Origin of the sequence: Streptomyces sp. NPDC015220 (assembly GCF_043079345.1) — a bacterium.
Taxonomy (GTDB): Bacteria; Actinomycetota; Actinomycetes; order Streptomycetales; family Streptomycetaceae; genus Streptomyces.
Genome location: NZ_JBIBUK010000011.1, coordinates 234,885 through 254,151 on the forward strand (window position 1 = coordinate 234,885; position 19,267 = coordinate 254,151).

Consider the following 19,267-nt stretch of genomic DNA (forward strand, 5'->3'; position numbering starts at 1 on the left):
CGGTCATCGTGCGGCCCGGGGGCGCACGGGCGGCCTGCGGTCACGCGTCCTCGGCACGCCGTCCGCGCACGCCGGCTGTGATCGCCCACCCCAGACCGCCGGCGGCGAGCAGCACCAGGGCCATCTCGGGCAGGATCCCCAGCTCGGTGGCGGGCGTCCGCGAGGAGCGCAGCGGCACCTTCTGGACGAGATGGGCGGGCACGAACATGCCGGTCCGCTGCGTGATGCGTCCGTCGGGCATGATGACCGCGCTGACCCCGCTGGTCACCGGGACGGTGACGGCCCGGCTGTGCTCGACCGCGCGGATCCGGCTCATGGCGAGTTGCTGATAGGTCATCTCGCTGCGGTCGAAGGTCGCGTTGTTGCTCGGCACGGAGATCAGCTGGGCGCCGTGGGTGACCGTGTCGCGCACCGCCCAGTCGAAAGCGGCCTCGTAGCACGTGGCCAGGCCGACCTTGGTGCCGTCGATGTCGAACACGCCCGGCTCGGTGCCACGGCTGAAGTCCTGGCGGACCATCGAGGTCCAGTTCTCGTTGATCGCGCCGAGCAGCGAGCGCAGCGGCAGGTACTCGCCGAACGGCTGGATCTGCCGCTTGTCGTAGGTCTGCACGGGTCCCTTGACCGGGTCCCACAGGATCTGCTCGTTCAGCAGCCTGCCGTCCCGCTCCACCACGCTGCCGACCGAGACCGGCACGCCGACCGCCTTGGCGGCCGAGTCGATGACCAGGCGTGCGTCCGGATAGTCGAACGGGTCGATGTCGGAGGAGTTCTCCGGCCAGAGCACGAAGTCGGGCCTGGCGACCCTGCCCGCCTTGACGTCCGCGGCCAGCCGCAGCGTCTCGCGCGCGTGGTAGTCGAGGACGGCGCGGCGCTGGGCGTTGAACTCCAGGCCCGAGCGCGGCACGTTGCCCTGGATGACCGCGACCGTGGCGGTGCCGTCCTCGGCCTCGTCGCTCACCAGGGAACGGGCCGCCAGCGCGCCCGCCACCGGCACGGCGACGCTCAGCAGCGCGACGACGGCGGCCGGCCGCCGCAGGACGCGGGTGCGCCGGCCCTCGACCGCCAGGCGGACCGCCTCGCACAGGCCGAAGCCGCACAGGACGACCGCGAAGCCGAGCACCGGTGTACCGCCCACCGCGGCCAGCGGCAGGAACACTCCGTCCGCCTGGCCGAAGGCCACCTTGCCCCAGGGGAATCCGTTGAACGGCACACGCGCGCGGGCCGCCTCCCCGGCGATCCACACGGCCGCCGCCCACACCGGCCAGGCGGGCAGCTTCGAGACCACGGCGATGCCCGCGCCCACCAGGGCGACGAACAACGCCTCCACCGCGACCAGCGCCACCCACGGGACGGGGCCGACCTCCACACCGGTCCACACCAGCAGGGGCAGCAGGAATCCGAGCCCGAAGAGGTACCCGAGGCCCAGGGCGGCCTTCCAGCCGCGCCCGCGCAGTACCCAGCCGAGGACGGCGAAGGCCGGCAGGGCGAGCCAGGACAGCGTGCGGGGCGGGAAGCTCACGTAGAGCAGGAGGCCGGCCAGCGCCGCGGCCACGGCCGGCGCGAGCCGCATGAGCCTCGCGCCCCAGGGCGCCGGAGCCGGCCGCGGGCGCAGCCGGTCCGACTCGTCGACGGAAGTTGCGGTGACGGTCACCCCGGGAGTCTATGGCGGTGACCTGGGGCCGGACAGCACGGTCCGCGGGGCCGGTCCCGGCGACCCCGGCCCCGGCGATCCCGGCCCCGCCGCTTCCTGGCGAACCGCGTGGATCGCGTGGATCGCGTGGATCGCGTGGATCGCGCGCCGGGGGCGGCGCTCGGGCCGCCCCGGTCGCCCGCGCCCTCGCGGGCGGCCGGCCGCGCCGGACTTCACCGGCGGGCCGGTGTGGGGTCTCAGGCCTGACCGGGTGCCGGCGGGCGCAGCCGGTCCCTGATCACACGGACCGCCGATTCGGCGTTGTCGATGGTGATCGTGAACGTGTGCCCGTCCCACAGCCGCAGCACGATGCCCTCGCCGCGCCGCACGACGACCGCGGTGCCCTTCTCGGGCCGCCAGCGGTAGCCCCAGCCGCCCCAGTGACGCGGAGTGACATGGGGCGCGAAATCGGCGCCCGCGACGTGCGCCAGCGGAATGCGGCGGCGCGGCAGACCGATGTGACCGCAGCGCACCTCCAGGCACTCCTTGTCCACCCTCACCGCGACGTGCACGAAGGCGAGGGTGCCGAACAGGACCAGGAGACCGGCCGCGATGCAGCCCACGACGGACATCACCAGCGGTGCCACGCCGGAAGTCCAGGCGGAGTCGACGGCCAGCTCGATGCCGAGCGCCAGGCAGGCGGCGCCGACGAGCGCCAGCAGCCACTGGAACCGGTTGGTGGCGCGGCCCGTCCACACCTCGGGGTGCGGGCCCTTCTCACTGTGGGAGTGGTCCCTCATGTCATCGAGGTTACTCAGGTTTGCCCGCGCGGGTAGCGCGTCGCACACGCTGGGTGTCAGCGGGCGGGGGCGACCGCCTGGAGGAAGCGGCCCTCGGCGTAGGCGAGGGCGGTCCCGGGCAGCTCGGCCTGCCGTCCGCTGAGCAGCACCGTCAGACCGCTGCCCGGCGCGGCCTCCGGGGCCGGTTCCGCACCGATCCTGCGCAGCGCCTGGGCCGCGACCGCGCCGGCGGAACCGTGCAGGATGAGCGGCAAACGCCCCGGCCGCTGGACGGCCGCGCGGATGCGCTCGGCGACCAGCTCGTAATTGGTGCAGCCCATGACCAGGGTCGTCACGTCGTCGGGCGTGCGCGCGGCGGCCGCGGCGATCGCCGCCTCGACGGCGGCCTCGTCCGCGTGGTGCACGGCGTCCGCCAGACCGGGGCAGGGCACCTCGGTGACGTCCACGCCGTCGGCGAACCGCTCGATCAGCCGACGCTGGTAGGGGCTCCCGGTGGTGGCGGGCGTCGCCCAGATGGCGACGGGCCCGCCCCCGGCGGCGGCCGGCTTGATCGCGGGAACGGTGCCGATGATCGGCAGATCCGGTTCGAAGCGGGCCCGCAGCTGCGGCAGCGAGTGCACCGACGCGGTGTTGCAGGCGACGATCAGGACGTCCGGATCATGGGCGGCCGCCGCCTCGGCGACGGCCAGGGCGCGCTCGGTGATGTCCTCCGGCGTACGTGGTCCCCACGGCATCCCCTCGGGATCCCAGGAGAGCACGAGATCCGCGTCGGGCCGCAGACGGTGCATGGCGGCAGCGGCGGGGAGCAGGCCGATTCCGGAGTCCATGAGCGCGATCTTCACCCCGCAACGATAGACGATGACCTGAAACCGGCCGCCGCGGTGGGGCAGACTGCCGGGGTGAGCGTGATCGTGTGGACCGCCGTCGGATCACTGGCCGCCTGGCTGTGGCTGCTGCTCGGCCAGGGCTTCTTCTGGCGCACGGATGTACGACTGCCGCCGCGGGAGGACCCGGCCCCGCGGGACTGGCCGGCCGTGTGCGTAGTGGTGCCCGCGCGGGACGAGGCCGCCGTGCTGCGCGAGAGCCTTCCGTCACTGCTCGCCCAGGACTATCCGGGACGGGCCGAGGTCTTCCTCGTCGACGACGGCAGTTCGGACGGCACCGGTCGGCTCGCCCGCGAACTGGGGCGGCGCGGCGGCGGGCTGCCGCTCACGGTGGACTCGCCCGGAGAGCCGCCCGCCGGGTGGACCGGCAAGCTGTGGGCCGTCCGGCACGGCATCGGCCTGGCACGCGCGCGGGACCCCGAGTACCTGCTCCTCACGGACGCGGACATCGCGCACGCCCCGGACAGTCTGCGCCGGCTGGTCGCCGCGGCGCGCACCGGCGGCTTCGACGTCGTCTCCCAGATGGCCCGGCTGCGGGTGACGACCCGGTGGGAACGGCTCGTCGTGCCGGCCTTCGTCTACTTCTTCGCGCAGCTGTACCCGTTCCGGTGGATCGGCCGCCGGGGCGGGCGGACCGCGGCGGCCGCCGGAGGCTGCGTGCTGCTGCGCGCCGAGGCCGCCGAGCGGGCCCGGATCCCGGACTCGATCCGGCACGCGGTGATCGACGACGTGGCTCTCGCCCGGGCCGTCAAGCGCGGCGGCGGCCACATCTGGCTGGGGCTCGCCGACCGGGTGGACAGTGTGCGCCCGTATCCGCGGCTGCTCGACCTGTGGCGGATGGTCTCGCGCAGCGCGTACGCGCAACTGCGGCACAACCCGTTGCTGCTGCTCGGCACGGTCGCCGGACTGGCGCTGGTGTACCTGGTGCCGCCGGCGGCGCTGGCCGTGGGCCTGGCGGCGGGCGGCGGGGCCGCGGCGCTGGCCGGCGGTGCGGCGTGGCTGGTGATGGCGGGGACGTATGTGCCGATGCTGCGCTACCACGGGCTCTCGCCGTGGCTCGCCCCGCTGCTGCCGTTCACCGCGTTGCTGTACCTGCTGATGACGGTGGACTCGGCGGTGCAGCACTACCGGGGCCGGGGCGCGGCCTGGAAGGGGCGCACCTACGCGCGCCCGGACGCGCTGCCCGAGGAGGGCTGACCCCTCGGGCTCCGGCGCTCACTCGCGCCCGATCCCCCGGGCGCCCGCGCTCACTTGCGGCCGGGTGTCCAGTTCATGCCCCAGCCGTAGGCGCGGTCGATGGTGCGCTGCGGGCTCACGCCACGCTCCGGCACCAGGTAGCGGGCCTCCCGCTGGACGACGAGGTCGCCTCCGGTGTTGGTGAGCAGGGCGAGCGCGCACACGGTCGAGGGCACCGTGCACTCGTCGAGGGAGAAGTCGACCGGGGCGCCGTGCTGGGGCCGGAGGGTGACCGTGGCGTGCAGGTCGGCGAAGGAGCGGGCGCCTTCGTAGATGGTCACGAAGACGAGGATGCGCCGGAAGTCCTCGGTGTGGTCGAGGTTGACGGTGAGGTTCTCGCCACTGGCCACGGCGCCGGTGCGGTCGTCGCCGTCGAGGTGGATGAACGGGGGCCGGTGCAGCGCGCCGAAGGCGTTGCCGAGGGCCTGTACGACTCCCTTGCGGCCGTCGGACAGTTCGTAGAGGGCGCACAGGTCGAGGTCGAGGTCGGTGTGTGCCGCGTACGCCCGCCCGCGTTTGCCGGCCCAGCCGGAGAACTGCCGGCGCACCTGCCAGTTGAGGTTCACCCGCAGGGCTCCGGACGTGCCGCCCTGCTTGGCCAGCGACACCGACGGGGCGGCCTTGGTGAGCGTCACCTTGGCGAGACGGACCGGCGCCGCGGCGGGCGGCGGCGCGAGAACGGGTGCGGCCGGGGGCGGCGGGGGCACGGGCGCTCCGGCCGGTGCGGGCGGCGGCGCGGACGCGGGGGCCGCCGCCGGTGCGGGCGGCGGCCATGCCGCCCGGGGCGGACCGGCGTGCCGCGGTTCGTCCACGGTGATGCCGAAGTCCGTGGCCAGTCCCTCCAGCCCGCTGCCGTAGCCCTGGCCCACGGCCCGGAACTTCCAGGCGCCCTGGCGGCGGTAGAACTCGCCGAGCACGAAGGCCGTCTCCACGCTCGCGCCGGTGCTGTCGAAGCGCGCGGCCACGGCGCCCCCGGCCGCGTCCCGCACCTCGATGTACAGGTCCGGCACCTGGCCGAAGGTGCCGCCGTCCGCCGACGCGGCGAGCACCACCCTCTCGATCGCGGGTTCCACGTGCGCGAGATCGACCAGGAGGGTGTCGGTCGCCCGGCCGTCCGCGTCCCGCCTGCCCTCGTGCCGGACCGAGCCGGACGGGTGCGCGGGCTGGTTGTAGAAGACGAAGTCGGCGTCGGAGCGCACCTTTCCGTCCGCGGCGAGCAGCAGTGCGGAGGCGTCCACGTCGGGGACTCCGGGACCGGACCGCCGGCCCACCTCGACGCGCAGCGCCGTGGTCGGCACCGGCGTGTTGGCGCCCTTCGGCATGGACATGTTCGCCCCCATCGTGTGTCGGCCGGGCGGCGGCCCTTCGGTCCGCTCCCCGACCAGTGTGTTCCCCAACGGGCCGGGCTTCCACGGGGAGCAGTGGAACACGCCTGCCCAACCGTCGGTAACCCCGCAGATGCTCGGCTTTTACAGGACACACAGGTCCCGCGATGCCCCTTTGCGCCAAATTCGCTCCCATTGGGGATCCCGCGTCACCGCGGACACGGAAAACAACCCTCTTATCGGTCTCCCCAACCAGCACATCGTGGGCTTAACTTATGTGCCATGACCTCCCCCCGCTCCACTTATGGCGGCGGCTACTATTCCGCCTCCTTCCCGGAGACCCCGATCTACGACTCGCTCGTCGCCGAGCGAGGCACTCCGCAGATCGCCCCGATCCGGGTCCCCGCGCCGTACGACACGGGAAGCCACCTCCCCGCGCTCCCCTCGGCACTGCCCGCCCTCCCGGCGGCCCCGTCCCAGCCCTACTACGGCTACCCGCAGACGCAGCAGCCCGCTCCGCTGCAGCAGGCGCCCGCGGCGTACATCCCGCAGCAGGCCTCCGCCCCCCGCGGGTATCCCGGCCCGCAGCAGCCGATGCCGCCGCGGCCCGCGGCGAACGGCACCGGCTACGAGGCGATGCGCCCCGCGGCCCCCCGGCCGGCCGCCGCGCCCTACCAGGATCCGTACAGCGGCCAGCAGTACCGCGGATACTGATCCGTTCCCCCGCCGTCCCCGCCACCTGGCAGGATGACGGCATGGGGAATGCGGAGCTGCGATCGATTCACATCCACCCGGTCAAGGCGTTCCGGGCCGTGGGGCTCCGGGAAGCCGTCGTGGAGCCCTGGGGGCTGGCCGGGGACCGGCGTTGGGCGCTGATCGACGACGGGGGAAAGGTCGTCACGCAACGCCAGCAGCCACACCTCGCGTTGGCCGTCGCCGAGCTCGTGCCCGGCGGCGGCCTCCGGCTGTCCGCGCCCGGACGCGCCCCGATCACCGTGGCCGTACCGCGGCCGGGCGGCACGGTGACGGTCGACGTCTTCGGCACCAAGGTGGAGGGCGTGCCTGCCGACGACGCCGCGCACGCCTGGTGCAGTGCTCACGCGGGGGCCGACGTGCGTCTCGTCCACATGGACGAGCCCGGGACACGCCGCCCGCTCGACCCGGACTACGCGCTGGCGGGCGAGACGGTGAGCTTCGCCGACGGTTTCCCGCTGCTGCTGACCGCGCACTCCTCGCTGGACTCCCTCAACTCGCTGATCGCCGAGGGCGACCGAGCGGACGAGGGCCCGTTGCCGATGAACCGCTTCCGGCCGAACGTCGTGGTGGACGGCACCGCCGCGTGGGCCGAGGACGACTGGCGGCGCGTCGCGATCGGCGAGGTCACCTTCCGGGTCGCCAAGACCTGCGGCCGGTGCGTGGTGACCACCACCGACCAGGACACGGCCGAGCGCGGCAAGGAGCCCCTGCGCACCCTCGGCCGGCACCGCCGGTTCGGCGGCTCACTCGTCTTCGGGCAGAACCTGGTGCCCGAGTCGACCGGCACCATCCGCATCGGGGACCCGGTCACGATCCTCGAATGAACTCCGGTCCCCCGTGGGAACCCCGCGCCGTGGACCGGTCGTTGGGGTTCCGGGAGTTTCGTCGCGCCGCTCGGCCCGGGCGATGTCGTTCTCCCTTCGGCCGGGTTCCCGGGCGGCGGACTCCGCCGGGGAACGTCACGGAGCGGGAAGGGGGGTGCCGGACGGTGCGAGTGATCGGCGGACTCTGGCACTGGCGGCACAATCCGCTGCGGCGCACGACCGATCTGGTCGAGTCCTGGGTCGCGTTGGTGTCCCTGCTGCTGGTCCTGGTCGCCGCGCCGGTGCTGGGCACGGTGGTCGGTTCCGTCGCGCAGGACGCCCTGCAGCAGTCGGCGCGCGACCAGCAGCGGGCCCGGCACATGGTGCGCGCCACCGTCGTGGCGAAGCTCGGCCGGAGCGTGCCGGAAGCGGACCCCGAGATCCCCTCGGGACGGGGGGTCCGCAGCCGGGTCGTCGCCGACTGGACCGCGCCGGACGGCACCCGGCGGCACGGCCCGGTGACGACCGGCCTGAAGTCCCCGCACGCAGGCGACCACTTCGCGCTGTGGACCGATCTGCACGGCCGGACGGTGTCCCGCCCGCTGGACACCGGCACGGCCACCGCCCATGCCGTGGTGACCGGGCTCGGCACGGCCATGGCGGCCGCCGGGCTGGTGGAAGGCGTACGCAGGCTGGTCGTCTGGCGTCTGGTCCGCCGCCGGTACGCGCGCTGGGACCAGGCCTGGGACCGCGCGGGTCCGGACTGGGGCCGCACCGGCGCCGGCAGCTGACGGTCCACCGCCTCCGGTCAACCGATCCCGCGCGCTCACGCTACGGTGGACCGGCCGGCGCATGCGGCGACGACCCGCGACGGGCGAGCCGCGGCGGCGCGGGCCATCGAGCGAACGAGCCACAGGTACGACGAGGTGGGGGCAGAGCAACGCCATGGCACAGGGCACGGTCCAGGTGACGCACACCGGCACGTCGCGGTGGCGGCGCCGCACGGGCGAGTACGCATCGCTCGCCGCCGCCCTGGAGGCCGCGGCGGACGGCGACGTCCTCACCGTGGCCCCGGGCACCTACCGGGAGAACCTGGTCGTCCAGCGCGCGGTGACGCTGCGCGGCCCGGACGGCTCCTCCCCCGGCTCGGTGCGGATCGCGCCCGCGGACGGGGTGCCGCTGACCGTGCGCGCCTCGGCGGTGGTGCGGGACCTGCACGTGGAGGGCCAGGACACCACCGCGCCCGCCCTGTTGGTGGAGGAGGGCACGCCCGAACTCAGGGACGTGCGGATCGTGACCCGGTCCGCGTCCGGGATCGAGGTGCGCGCCGGGGCCCGGCCCACCGTGCGGCGCTGCACGGTGGACAATCCGGCCGGTGTCGGCATCGCCGTGCTCGACGGCGGCGGGGTGTTCGAGGAGTGCGAGATCGTCGCGGCCGGGCAGTCGGGCATCGCGGTCCGCGGCGGCGCCCACCCTCGGCTGGAACGCTGCCGGGTGCACCACACCTCGGGCGCGGGAATCACCGTGACCGGCGACAACTCCGCCCTTGAGGCGGTGGGGTGCGAGGTGTACGAGGTCCGGGGCTCTGGCGTGCAGGTCACCGGGCGGGGCTCCGCGCACCTCACCGACTGCGATGTGCACCGCACCACCGCGGACGGCGTGACCCTGGACACGGACGCCGTCCTCACCCTCGCCGACTGCCGTATCCACGACATCCCGGAGAACGCGGTGGACCTGCGCTCCCGTTCGGTGCTGACGCTGACGCGGACCACGGTGCGCCGTTTCGGGCGCAACGGCCTGTCGGTGTGGGACCCGGGCACCCGCGTGGACGCCAACCAGTGCGAGATCTTCGACAGCACGGGCGACTACCCCGCCGTGTGGGTCAGCGACGGCGCGACCGCGGTCCTCGACTCCTGCCGGGTGCACGACGTGCCGGACGCGCTGTTCGTCCTGGACCGCGGCTCCCGCGCGGACGTCGTGGACAGCGACCTGTCCCAGGTGCGCAACACCGCCGTGTCGGTGAGCGACGGGGCCACCGCCCAGCTCGACGACTGCCGGATAAGGGAGGCGGCCACCGGCGCCTGGTTCCGTGACCACGGCAGCGGGGGCACCCTCGACAACTGCACGGTGGACGGCACTCAGACCGGTGTGATCGTCACCAAGGGCGCCGACCCCACCATCGAGCGCTGCACGGTCGTCTCCCCCGCCGAGGCCGGGTTCTACGTCTCCGCCGGGGGCCGCGGCAGCTTCCTGGACTGCCGGGTGACGGGCAGCGGCGGTTACGGCTTCCACGTGATCGACGGCTGCCGTACGACGCTGCGCAAGTGCCGTACGGAACGGTGTGCGCGCGGCGGGTACGAGTTCGCCGACGCCGGCCCGGACGCGGCAGCCGGTTCCGGTCCCGTGGTGGAGGACTGCACCAGCGACGAGAGCGCAGGGGTGCGCCCGCCGGCGCGGGAGACGGCCGCGCAGACGGCGACCCCGTCGCCCGGTCTGCTGGGCGTGCTCCCCGGGCAGCGCGCCACCGAGCGGGAACCGCTGCCGCCGGCCCCGGAGCCGGAACGCCCCGAGCGCAGCGCGAAGGACGTGCTCGGCGAACTCGACGCGCTGGTGGGCCTCGACAGCGTCAAGCGTGAGGTGCGCGCCCTCACCGACATGATCGAGGTGGGCCGGCGCCGGCAGCAGGCCGGGCTGAAGGCCGCCTCGGTCAAGCGGCACCTGGTCTTCACCGGCTCCCCGGGCACCGGCAAGACGACCGTCGCGCGCCTGTACGGCGAGATCCTCGCCGCGCTCGGGGTCCTGGAGAAGGGCCATCTCGTCGAGGTGTCCCGGGTCGATCTGGTCGGGGAGCACATCGGCTCCACGGCCATCCGGACCCAGGAGGCGTTCGAGCGGGCGCGCGGCGGTGTGCTCTTCATCGACGAGGCGTACGCGCTCTCCCCCGAGGACGCCGGGCGTGACTTCGGCAAGGAGGCCATCGACACGCTGGTGAAACTGATGGAGGACCACCGGGACGCGGTGGTGGTGATCGTCGCTGGCTACACGGCGGAGATGGAGCGCTTCCTCTCCGTCAACCCCGGTGTGGCGTCCCGCTTCTCCCGCACCATCACCTTCAGCGACTACGGCCCCGAACAGCTCCTGCGCATCGTGGAGCAACAGGCCGAGGAACACGAGTACCGGCTGACACCGGGAGCGGAGCAGGCGCTGCTGACCTACTTCGCGCGGATCCCGAAGGGTGCCGCGTTCGGCAACGGCCGCACCGCGCGTCAGACGTTCGAGGCGATGGTGGAGCGTCACGCCGGGCGGGTGGCCCAGTTCGACGACCCCAGCACCGACGACCTCACGCTCCTCTACGCCGAGGACCTGCCCGCACTGCCCTGACCCCCGGGGCCGTCCGGATCCGCGGGCCCGCCGGTTCGGTGGCGCGGCGCAGGTGCCTTCGGGCCGCGCCGGGCCGGGAACCGCCGGCGTGCCCCGGCGAAGGCCGGGTCCGCCCGGTGGCCGGAGTGACCCAGGACCGGGGAGGGCAGCGGGTGCAGGGGTCACGGCCGAGTGCGCGCGCGTCCTTCAGCGGGGCCCGGCCCGCCTCGGGCCCGCCGTCGGTGTCCGGGCCGCGCCCGGCATGCGGCTCGGAGGCGACATCCGGACCCGAGGCGACGTCCGGACCCGAGGCGACGTCCGGACCCGAGGCGACGTCCGGACCCGAGGCGGCGTCGGTGTCGGCGTCGGCCGCGCGCCGGTGGAGGGCCGCGGTGCCGTAGCCGACGACCCGGCCCGCGCGCGTCTCCCAGCACCTCCCGGCGTGGTGCCGCCCACTTCCGTGGACCGGGAGTTCCCGAGCGATACCGGTCTCCCGTGGCCCGGACGGTGCCGCGCGGGTCGTCGTCCGGTCGCTCCCGTCGAGTCCGGTCGGCGGGTCCGCCGGTCCTCGCCGCACGCGTCCCACTCGTGCGCGCCCCCGCGCCGCGCCGTCGCCACTCCTCCCGCGGGCACGGGATGTCCGCCGGCGGCGGGCGGCGCGGGGTGTGCCGCCGGGGTGTCCCCGACCCGGTGACCGCCGCCGTGCGCCGGGCGTGCCGCACCGCGGTCCGGTGGCCCGCGTGCGGTCCGCGGGGAAGGCGATGACGCGACGGGACGCGCCCCGTGAAAGTATGGGACGCCCGCGCACCGTCAACCGTGCCGGACCTCCGCCTCGGAACCGGTGCGGCGGGCGTGTCGGACGGCTTGAGGCGAAAGGAACCGGAGCACACGTGAGTGAGAATCAGAACCTCCTCGCGGAGCAGCGCCGCGCCCTGATCCTGGACGAGGTCCGGCGCCGGGGCGGTGTCCGGGTCAACGAGCTGACCCGGAAGCTCGGCGTGTCGGACATGACGGTCCGCCGCGACCTGGACGCGCTGGCCCGTCAGGGCATGCTGGAGAAGGTGCACGGCGGGGCGGTTCCGGTCGTCGAGGCCAGTACGCACGAGCCGGGCTTCGAGGCCAAGTCGGGTCTGGAGCTGACGGCCAAGGAGGACATCGCCCGGGCGGCGGCCCAGTTGGTGGCGCCGGGTTCGGCGATCGCGCTCTCGGGCGGTACCACGACGTACGCGCTGGCCCACCATCTGGTGGACGTGCCGGACCTGACGGTGGTCACCAACTCGGTGCGGGTGGCCGACGTCTTCCACACCGCGCAGCGCACCTCCGGTCAGCGGCAGGGCTCGGCGACGGTGGTGCTGACCGGTGGGGTGCGCACCCCGTCCGACTCGCTGGTGGGACCGGTGGCCGACCAGGCGATCGCCGCTCTCCACTTCGACACGCTGTTCCTCGGGGTGCACGGGATATCGGCCGAGGCCGGACTCTCGACGCCGAACCTGGCGGAGGCCGAGACCAACCGGCGGCTGGTGCAGTCCGCACGGCGGGTCGTGGTGGTCGCCGACCACACCAAGTGGGGCGTGGTCGGCCTGAGCTCCTTCGCCGCGCTGGAGCGGATCGACACGCTGGTGACGGACGCGGGACTGCCCGCCGAGGTACGCGCCGAGATCTCGGAGCATCTGCGCCTGGTGGTGGCGGGCGAGCCCGGGGACGCGTCGGACTTCTGAGGGCCGGCCGGCCGCGGTGACAGCGCCCCCTCCGCACAGGGCCGCGGACCCGGCCGGCTCCCCGGCCGCACGCCCGACGACGGGCCGGCCACCCCGCGCCGTCCGGGCCGGCGCCACGCCATGCGGCACGTCACCGTCCGGTCCGGCGCCGTCCGGTCCGGGCAGGGCTCAGCGCGGCCACGTTCCCGTCGACAGGAACACGTCGATCGCCACCGTGTACGGTGCGCTGTCCAGCCCCTGCTCGGCCAGCCACACGTCGGAGTAGTACTTGTCGAGGTAGCGGTCCCCCGGGTCGCACAGCAGGGTCACCACGCTGCCCCGGCGGCCCTGCTCCAGCATCTCCGCGACGATCTTCAAGGCGCTCCACAGGCCGGTACCGGTGGAGCCGCCCGCCTTGCGGCCGATGGCCCGCTCCAGGGCGCGCACGGCGGCGACGGCGGCCGCGTCCGGCACCTTCATCATCCGGTCGATCGCGCCGGGTACGAAGCTCGGTTCCATACGCGGCCGGCCGATGCCCTCGATGCGTGAGCCGCGATCGCAGGTGACGTCCGGATCGCCGGTGGTCCAGCCGTCGAAGAAGCAGGAGTTGTCCGGGTCGGCTACACAGATGCGGGTGTCGTACTGCATGTAGTGGACGTAACGCGCGAGGGTCGCGGAGGTCCCGCCGGTACCGGCGGTGGCGACGATCCACGCCGGCTCCGGGAAGCGTTCCAGCTCCAGCTGGCGGAAGATGGACTCGGCGATGTTGTTGTTGCCGCGCCAGTCCGTGGCCCGCTCGGCGTAGGTGAACTGGTCCATGTAGTGGCCGCCGGTGTCCACCGCGAGCCGGGCGGAGGCCTCGTACATCGTGCGCGGGTCGTCCACGAAGTGGCACCGCCCGCCGTGGAACTCGATCAGACGGCACTTCTCCGCGCTCGTCGTGCGCGGCATCACCGCGATGAACGGCACTCCGATCAGCTTGGCGAAGTACGCCTCGGAGACCGCCGTCGAGCCGCTGGACGCCTCGATCACGGGACGGCCCGGCCGGATCCAGCCGTTGCACAGGCCGTAGAGGAAGAGCGAGCGTGCCAGGCGGTGCTTGAGGCTTCCGGTGGGGTGGGTCGACTCGTCCTTCAGGTACAGGTCGATCCCCCACTCCTCGGGGAGGGGGAAGCGCAGCAGGTGGGTGTCGGCCGAGCGGTTGGCGTCGGCCTGGACCTTGCGGACGGCCTCCTTCAGCCAGGCGCGGTATCCGGCGTCGCTGCGGTCGACGTCGAGGGTCTCGCCGGTCCGGCGCTGCTCGGTGGTGCTCACGGCAGGACTCCTTACGCTGGGCGCCGACGGCGTGTCGCACGGCCGGACGCCACCGATGATAGACATCTTCCGTACGCTTCTCACCTGCATAAACGTGTCTTTGAGCGGGTCAAAGGGAAGCCTGGACGGGGGCTCGCCAGGGCGCGCGGGAGGCGCACCGGCCGCACCGGCGGGGGCGCGCTCGCGCGAGTGCTCCGGGTGTGCCGGTGGCGAGCATGCCGCGCGCACTGGTGCTGCGTGCCGAAGGGGGGCAGACTGCACCGCCTGGGACGAGACCCCGGACAGGGGCGGCCACGCAACGGGCGGGTACGCGTTCGGCGCACCCGCCAGGTACGACGACGGACCGCGCCGGCTCGTGGACCAGGACGAGTCAGGAGCCGGCGGCGCGCGCGAGGGGACGGGCAGGGATGGCGGAACCGGAGTTCACGGCCACGGGCGTGCGGATCGCCAGAGGACTGCGCTCGCTCACCCGGGCCGGACGGGTCCGGATCAGGGAGGGCAGGCTGGAGCTGCTCACCAGCTACGGCAGCGAGATCGACAGCGCGCCGGTGCGCACGGTGCGCGCCTCCCGGCCCTGGCTGGGCCCGGACGGCCGGGCCCGCGCCGACCTCAACGGCACCCGGTACCTGCTGACCCTGGGCGACCGCGACCCGTCGCCGGGTGAGCCGGGGCCGCCCGCGGCGCACCGGTTCATCGAGGCCGTCCGCGAAGCGTCCGAACGCGGCGGCTGAGCGGTCGCGAAGGTGACGCGAACTTGCGGTGCCGAACCCCTTGCGTCACTCTGGTCTCACGTCACTCTGGGTTTACCGGCGATAACGCTGCGAACCAGCCCGCCGGCCACGACAGCAGGCGGCAGTGTCACGCAGGCGTCCTGCTGCATCCGAAACGTCGTGTTCTTCCGGACCTCAACGTCGGGGAGTCGCAGCCGTGATCAGTCACCCAAGCAGGCACTGCACGGTGGAGCTCCAAGCCCTGCCGTCGCGGATCGGCCAGGTCCGCAGAATCGTATCGGCGCACTTGCGCTACTGGCATCTGGATCCTCTGATAGACCGGGCCGCGCTCGGTGTGACGGAGTTGCTGACCAACGTCCACCAGCACGCCCGGCCCGACAAGTCGTGCACCGTCGAGCTCGAGTTCCTGCTCGACCGGCTCACCGTCTCGGTGCGCGACCACGATCCCCGTCTTCCCGTGGTGGAGGACATGGGCGACATCGCGCCACTTGCCACCGAGGGCCGGGGGTTGGCGATGGTGGCCGCGATGAGCGAGAGCTGGGGCGCGCGCCCGGACGGCGAGCAGGGCAAGGTGGTCTGGTTCACCCTGCCGACCTCGGCCGGCCCGGTCGCCGTCACGGTGCCGGCGCGGGTGCCGCGGCTGGCGAGCGGGGAGCAGCAGCCCGTGCGCCGGTTCACGGCGGTCGAGCCCGCGCTCGACGGCGCGAGGCCGGCGCACGCGTCCGCCCGGTCGACCGTACCCGGCTGACCGGGCGGCCGTACCGGGCCGCCCGGTCGACGAGCGGCCGCTCCGCGAGCGGTGCGGGACCGGGGCCGCCGCGACCGGGGACGGCATCCGTCACGGGGGTCGCGGTGGCCGGCTGTGGCCTGCACCGGGGCTCGGTGACGGCCGTCCCCGGTCCTGCCCGCCCTGGCAGGGCTCGGTGACGGCCGTCCCCGGTCCTGCCCGCCCTGGCGGCGGTCGTGGGGCGCGCCGGTCGCCGACCGACGACCGCCGTCAGCCGTCGACGCCGACCCGCACGGCCGCGGGAAGGCGCCGAGCGCCGCCGGCTCGGCCGCGGCCGAGCCGTACGGAGCCGCAGCCCCGTCCCGGACGGGGTGGTGCTCGGTCCCGCGCCGCCCCGCGCCACGGCGGTCACCCCGGCGCGCACCGTGACGAGGACATCGTCCTCGTCACGAACACCACATGTTCCGGCCGTACGGCCGGCGGGGGCGCGTGCCGTGCCGGCGGGTCGCCGTGCTCGCTCACACGTGTGCCGGGACCGAGCCCCGCGACGTGTTCGTCACCGACACGGAGGACGGCCCGCCCGACCGGTCGCCCGGCGACACGGTGGCGCGGTACCCCGCAGCCCCCCGAGGACTCCGCCCCGGCGCCGTCGGAACAGCCGCCTCCCGCCGGCCGGGGCCGAAGGAGCGCGGGTGCGGAAGGGGTCCGGGCACTTCGCACCCACGCCGGCGGGGTACCCGGGCGACGTGCTCTCCGGGCAGGTCCGGGAGGGCGGGGAGCACTCCCGCGCGGGACACGGCCCGGCGACGACGGCGAACACCCCCAGGAACCGACCATGGAACCTCCAGCGGCCCCCGGCCATGACACGGCACGCCGGCGGTGCACCGGCGGCACCCGCGCCGACGCCGGGTGATCCGGTCCGCGCGTCACCGCCCGCGCCCGCGCCCGAACCCCCACGATCCAGAGAACCACCAGGGAAGCCGCCATGCGCGCAACCATGATCCACGCCCCCGGGGACATCCGGGTGGAGAACCGTCCCGATCCGGTGATCACCGACCCGACCGACGCGGTCGTCCGCACCGTCGCCACCTGCGTGTGCGGCTCGGACCTGTGGGCGTACCGCGGGATCGAACCCGTCGACGAGCCGCATCCGATGGGCCACGAATACGTCGGCGTCGTGGAGGAGACCGGCGCCGGCGTCACCTCGGTGCGGCCGGGACAGCTCGTGATCGGGTCCTTCGCGACCTCGGACAACACCTGCCCGAACTGCCTCGCCGGCTACCAGTCCGCCTGTCTGAACGGCGAGTTCATGACCACCTGCCAGGCCGAGTACGTGCGCGTCCCGCAGGCCCAGGGCACTCTCGTCCCCGTCGCCGACGGCGCCGCCGACGAGCTGCTCCCGAGCCTGCTGACCCTGTCGGACGTGATGGGCACCGGCTGGTACGCGGCGAAGGCGGCCGAGGTGCGGCCCGGCTCCACCGCCGTCGTCGTCGGTGACGGCGCGGTCGGCCTCTGCGGTGTCATCGCCGCCGGGGAGCTCGGCGCCGAGCGCGTCATCGCCATGAGCCGCCACCAGGCGCGGCAGGAGCTGGCCGCGGAGTTCGGCGCCACCGACATCGTCGCCGAACGCGGCGAGGAGGGTGTCGAGCGGGTACGGGAGCTGACCGGCGGGATCGGCGCCGACTCCGTCCTGGAGTGCGTCGGCACCGGCGAGTCCATGCGGCAGGCACTGCGCTCGACCCGGCCCGGCGGCAACGTCGGCTTCGTCGGTCTTCCGCACGGCGTCGCGATCGACGGGCAGGAGCTGTTCTTCTCCCACGTCGGGCTGCGCGGGGGCCCCGCCCCGGTGCGCGCCTACCTGCCCGAACTCATCCAGCGGGTACTGGACGGCCGTATCGAGCCGGGCAGGGTCTTCGACCTGACCCTGCCGCTGGAGGAGGTCGCCGAGGGCTACCGGGCCATGGACGAGCGGCGGGCCGTCAAGACGCTGCTGCGGCCCTGACCCGCGTCGCCCGGGCCCCGGACACGAAGCGGCCGGGGCCCGGCTTCAGGTCAGCGCCGTGAGGGGATCGTCCAGAACCGGCTGCCAGGCCAGTTCGGCCGCGCCGACCAGGCTGTTGTGGTCCAGTGTGCAGGGCAGGATGGGGACCCCGCCGCTCTGGCCCCACAGGCTGCGGTCGGCGACGACCGCGCGCAGCCGGTCCGGATCGGCCTCCAGCAGGGTGCGGTGCAGTCCGCCGAGGATGATCCGGTCCGGGTTGAGGATGTTCACCAGCCCGGCCAGGCCCAGCCCGAGGCGGTCGACGAGGTTCTCGACGGCTCCGCGGACGGCCGGGTCGTCGTAGTGGCCGCGGATCAGGTCGTCGGCCTGCTTGAGCAGCGACACCTCGGGCCCCGGCTCGCGGCCGGCGGCGGTCAGCAGGGCCAGCGGGTCGGCCTCCACGTCGAGGCAGCCGCGGCTGCCGCAGTGGCACGGGCCGCCCTCGGGATTGACCGTGAGGTGCCCGACCTCCAGAGCCAGTCCCGAACTGCCCGTGTGCAGCCGCCCGTCCAGCACCAGCGCGCCGCCCACGCCCCGGTGCCCGGTGGCCACGCACAGCAGGTCGCGGGCACCACGCCCGGCGCCGTGCCGGTGCTCGGCGAGCGCGGCCAGGTTGACGTCGTTCGCCGTGAACGCCGGCCCGGTGATCCCGGCGTCGCGCACGCACTCCTCGAAGATCCGCCGCACGGGTGCTCCCGCGCGCCAGGCGAGGTGGAGCGGGTTCAGCGCCAGGCCCTCCGGTTCGGCGACCGCCGACGGCACGGCGAGCCCGGCGCCGACGCAGCGCCGCCCGGTGCCGCGCAGCAGCTCCGCGCCGGCCTCGACGACGGAGCCCAGCACCTTCGCCGGGTCGGCGTCCACCGTCCCGCAGCCGGGCGCGGTGGCCACGATCCGGCCGCCGAGGCCCACCAGGGCCGCGCGGAACCCGTCGGAGTGCACCTGCGCGGCAAGGGCGACGGGGCCGTCCTCGGCGACCGCGAGGCGGTGCGAGGGCCGCCCCTGCGAACCGGCCGCCGCGCCCGGCCGGGCGTCCACCCGGATCAGGCCCAGCGCCTCCAGTTCGGCGGCCACCGCGCCGGCCGTCGCCCGGGTCACCCCCAGCTCGGCGGTGAGGACGGCCCGGGTCGGGGCACGCCCGGTGTGCACGAGCTCCAACGCGGGCCCGAGCGCGCCGCGCCCCCGGTCCAGCCGCGTCCTCGAGGTGGTCCCTTCCCCCGCCGTCCGGGGGTCCGCCTTGCCGCTCATGGAGGCGAGTCTCCCATGATCCGCAGACCCGTCCGCCTACCGGCCGCTCACCCGCAGGGTGACGTTCAGCCGTCCCACCAGCCCCAGTTCGGGCGGCGCGGTGCCTTCGTGGACACGCGGCACACCGTGGTGGGCGAGCCGGGAGGGGCCGCCGAAGACGAACAGGTCGCCGCTGCGCAGTTCGACGTCCGTCCAGGGCCTGGTGCGGGTCTCGGTGTTGCCGAAGCGGAACACGCACGTGTCGCCGAGGCTCAGCGACACCACCGGCGCGTCGGACCTCTCGTCGCCGTCGCGGTGCATGCCCATGCGGGCGTCGGCGCCGTAGAAGTTGATCAGCGCGATGTCGTACGCGGCGGCCGCGAGCGCCCCGGGGCCGAGCGCGTCGGCCACCGCGCCGCGGGCCAGTTCGCCCAGCCAGGCCGGGAACGGTTTCACCGGTGCCCCGTCGCCGTCGACGACCGTGCGGGCGTAGGCGTACGGGTACCAGTGCCAGCCGAGGCAGACCTGCCGGGCGGTCATCGTGCCGCCACCGGGTGTGCGCACGGTGCGCAGACCGGCCGGCGGCCTGGCCCACTCCCGGCAGGCCTCCAGCAGCTCGCGCTGCCCCGCCGCGTCCAGCCAGTCCGGCACGTGCACCGCGCCCGGCGCGACCTCGGTACGGCTCCTGGGGAACAGCTCGGCGTCCATGGTTCCCATCCTGCCGGAACAGTGGTGAGCT

Annotated in this window: 16 protein-coding genes; 9 read left to right on the forward strand and 7 right to left on the reverse strand. The window is 74.4% G+C overall.

Annotation, left to right across the window (positions count from 1 at the left end; all coding sequences use genetic code 11):
* Window positions 1–40: 40 nt before the first annotated feature.
* The 3 genes from lnt to ACF061_RS22815 all read right to left on the reverse strand — a co-directional run bounded on the left by lnt (window position 41) and on the right by ACF061_RS22815 (window position 3,272).
* Window positions 41–1,651 carry an apolipoprotein N-acyltransferase gene (gene lnt / locus ACF061_RS22805; RefSeq protein ID WP_392268769.1) on the reverse strand — a complete coding sequence of 537 codons (1,611 nt, stop codon included), beginning with the start codon at window positions 1,649–1,651 and terminating at the stop codon, window positions 41–43.
* Window positions 1,652–1,887: 236 nt separating this feature from the next.
* Window positions 1,888–2,430: a hypothetical protein gene (locus ACF061_RS22810; RefSeq protein ID WP_392268770.1), complete on the reverse strand. Its 543-nt coding sequence runs from the start codon at window positions 2,428–2,430 to the stop codon at window positions 1,888–1,890.
* 56 nt (window positions 2,431–2,486) lie between these two features.
* Complete coding sequence (locus ACF061_RS22815) at window positions 2,487–3,272, reverse strand: glutamate racemase (RefSeq protein WP_392268771.1); 786 nt, start codon at window positions 3,270–3,272, stop codon at window positions 2,487–2,489.
* Between the two features lie 57 nt (window positions 3,273–3,329).
* On the opposite strand from ACF061_RS22815, the gene ACF061_RS22820 reads away from it, so the two are divergent.
* Window positions 3,330–4,511, forward strand: a complete 1,182-nt coding sequence (locus ACF061_RS22820; protein WP_392268772.1) for a glycosyltransferase — start codon at window positions 3,330–3,332, stop codon at window positions 4,509–4,511.
* A gap of 50 nt (window positions 4,512–4,561) precedes the next feature.
* Here the strand turns inward: ACF061_RS22820 and ACF061_RS22825 are convergent, their stop codons facing one another.
* Window positions 4,562–5,872: a TerD family protein gene (locus ACF061_RS22825; RefSeq protein WP_392268813.1), complete on the reverse strand. Its 1,311-nt coding sequence runs from the start codon at window positions 5,870–5,872 to the stop codon at window positions 4,562–4,564.
* A gap of 285 nt (window positions 5,873–6,157) precedes the next feature.
* Here ACF061_RS22825 and ACF061_RS22830 point away from each other — a divergent pair, with 285 nt between their 5' ends.
* The 5 genes from ACF061_RS22830 (at window position 6,158) to ACF061_RS22850 (ending at window position 12,512) form a co-directional block, all read left to right on the forward strand.
* On the forward strand, window positions 6,158–6,589 hold the full coding sequence (locus ACF061_RS22830; RefSeq protein WP_392268773.1) for a DUF6643 family protein: 432 nt from the start codon (window positions 6,158–6,160) through the stop codon (window positions 6,587–6,589).
* A gap of 41 nt (window positions 6,590–6,630) precedes the next feature.
* Window positions 6,631–7,455: an MOSC domain-containing protein gene (locus tag ACF061_RS22835; RefSeq protein ID WP_392268774.1), complete on the forward strand. Its 825-nt coding sequence runs from the start codon at window positions 6,631–6,633 to the stop codon at window positions 7,453–7,455.
* 164 nt (window positions 7,456–7,619) lie between these two features.
* On the forward strand, window positions 7,620–8,225 hold the full coding sequence (locus ACF061_RS22840; protein WP_392268775.1) for a hypothetical protein: 606 nt from the start codon (window positions 7,620–7,622) through the stop codon (window positions 8,223–8,225).
* A gap of 154 nt (window positions 8,226–8,379) precedes the next feature.
* Window positions 8,380–10,815, forward strand: a complete 2,436-nt coding sequence (locus ACF061_RS22845; protein WP_392268776.1) for a right-handed parallel beta-helix repeat-containing protein — start codon at window positions 8,380–8,382, stop codon at window positions 10,813–10,815.
* Between the two features lie 869 nt (window positions 10,816–11,684).
* A complete protein-coding gene (locus ACF061_RS22850) occupies window positions 11,685–12,512 on the forward strand; it encodes a DeoR/GlpR family DNA-binding transcription regulator (RefSeq protein ID WP_392268777.1) in 828 nt (275 codons plus the stop codon).
* Window positions 12,513–12,680: 168 nt separating this feature from the next.
* On the opposite strand, the gene ACF061_RS22855 is transcribed toward ACF061_RS22850, so the two are convergent.
* On the reverse strand, window positions 12,681–13,805 hold the full coding sequence (locus tag ACF061_RS22855) for a PLP-dependent cysteine synthase family protein (RefSeq protein ID WP_392268778.1): 1,125 nt from the start codon (window positions 13,803–13,805) through the stop codon (window positions 12,681–12,683).
* A gap of 407 nt (window positions 13,806–14,212) precedes the next feature.
* Between ACF061_RS22855 and ACF061_RS22860 the strand changes: the two genes are divergently transcribed.
* The 3 genes from ACF061_RS22860 (at window position 14,213) to ACF061_RS22870 (ending at window position 17,265) form a co-directional block, all read left to right on the forward strand.
* Window positions 14,213–14,536, forward strand: coding sequence for a hypothetical protein (locus ACF061_RS22860; protein WP_392268779.1), 324 nt, complete (start codon window positions 14,213–14,215; stop codon window positions 14,534–14,536).
* A gap of 196 nt (window positions 14,537–14,732) precedes the next feature.
* On the forward strand, window positions 14,733–15,284 hold the full coding sequence (locus tag ACF061_RS22865; protein ID WP_392268780.1) for an ATP-binding protein: 552 nt from the start codon (window positions 14,733–14,735) through the stop codon (window positions 15,282–15,284).
* Between the two features lie 964 nt (window positions 15,285–16,248).
* On the forward strand, window positions 16,249–17,265 hold the full coding sequence (locus tag ACF061_RS22870; RefSeq protein WP_392268781.1) for a zinc-dependent alcohol dehydrogenase family protein: 1,017 nt from the start codon (window positions 16,249–16,251) through the stop codon (window positions 17,263–17,265).
* Between the two features lie 45 nt (window positions 17,266–17,310).
* On the opposite strand, the gene ACF061_RS22875 is transcribed toward ACF061_RS22870, so the two are convergent.
* On the reverse strand, window positions 17,311–18,549 hold the full coding sequence (locus ACF061_RS22875) for an ROK family protein (protein ID WP_392268782.1): 1,239 nt from the start codon (window positions 18,547–18,549) through the stop codon (window positions 17,311–17,313).
* A gap of 36 nt (window positions 18,550–18,585) precedes the next feature.
* On the reverse strand, window positions 18,586–19,236 hold the full coding sequence (locus tag ACF061_RS22880; RefSeq protein WP_392268783.1) for an alpha-ketoglutarate-dependent dioxygenase AlkB family protein: 651 nt from the start codon (window positions 19,234–19,236) through the stop codon (window positions 18,586–18,588).
* Between the last annotated feature and the right edge of the window lie 31 nt (window positions 19,237–19,267).

What these genes read in the sequence shown, in the direction of transcription:
- ACF061_RS22810 (WP_392268770.1), bottom strand. Translation starts at nt 2,430, where the DNA reads ATGAGGGACCACTCCCACAGTGAGAAGGGCCCGCACCCCGAGGTGTGG.
- ACF061_RS22835 (WP_392268774.1), top strand. Translation starts at nt 6,631, where the DNA reads ATGGGGAATGCGGAGCTGCGATCGATTCACATCCACCCGGTCAAGGCG.
- ACF061_RS22830 (WP_392268773.1), top strand. Translation starts at nt 6,158, where the DNA reads ATGACCTCCCCCCGCTCCACTTATGGCGGCGGCTACTATTCCGCCTCC.
- ACF061_RS22880 (WP_392268783.1), bottom strand. Translation starts at nt 19,236, where the DNA reads ATGGACGCCGAGCTGTTCCCCAGGAGCCGTACCGAGGTCGCGCCGGGC.
- ACF061_RS22845 (WP_392268776.1), top strand. Translation starts at nt 8,380, where the DNA reads ATGGCACAGGGCACGGTCCAGGTGACGCACACCGGCACGTCGCGGTGG.
- ACF061_RS22860 (WP_392268779.1), top strand. Translation starts at nt 14,213, where the DNA reads ATGGCGGAACCGGAGTTCACGGCCACGGGCGTGCGGATCGCCAGAGGA.
- ACF061_RS22870 (WP_392268781.1), top strand. Translation starts at nt 16,249, where the DNA reads ATGCGCGCAACCATGATCCACGCCCCCGGGGACATCCGGGTGGAGAAC.
- ACF061_RS22825 (WP_392268813.1), bottom strand. Translation starts at nt 5,872, where the DNA reads ATGCCGAAGGGCGCCAACACGCCGGTGCCGACCACGGCGCTGCGCGTC.
- ACF061_RS22875 (WP_392268782.1), bottom strand. Translation starts at nt 18,549, where the DNA reads ATGAGCGGCAAGGCGGACCCCCGGACGGCGGGGGAAGGGACCACCTCG.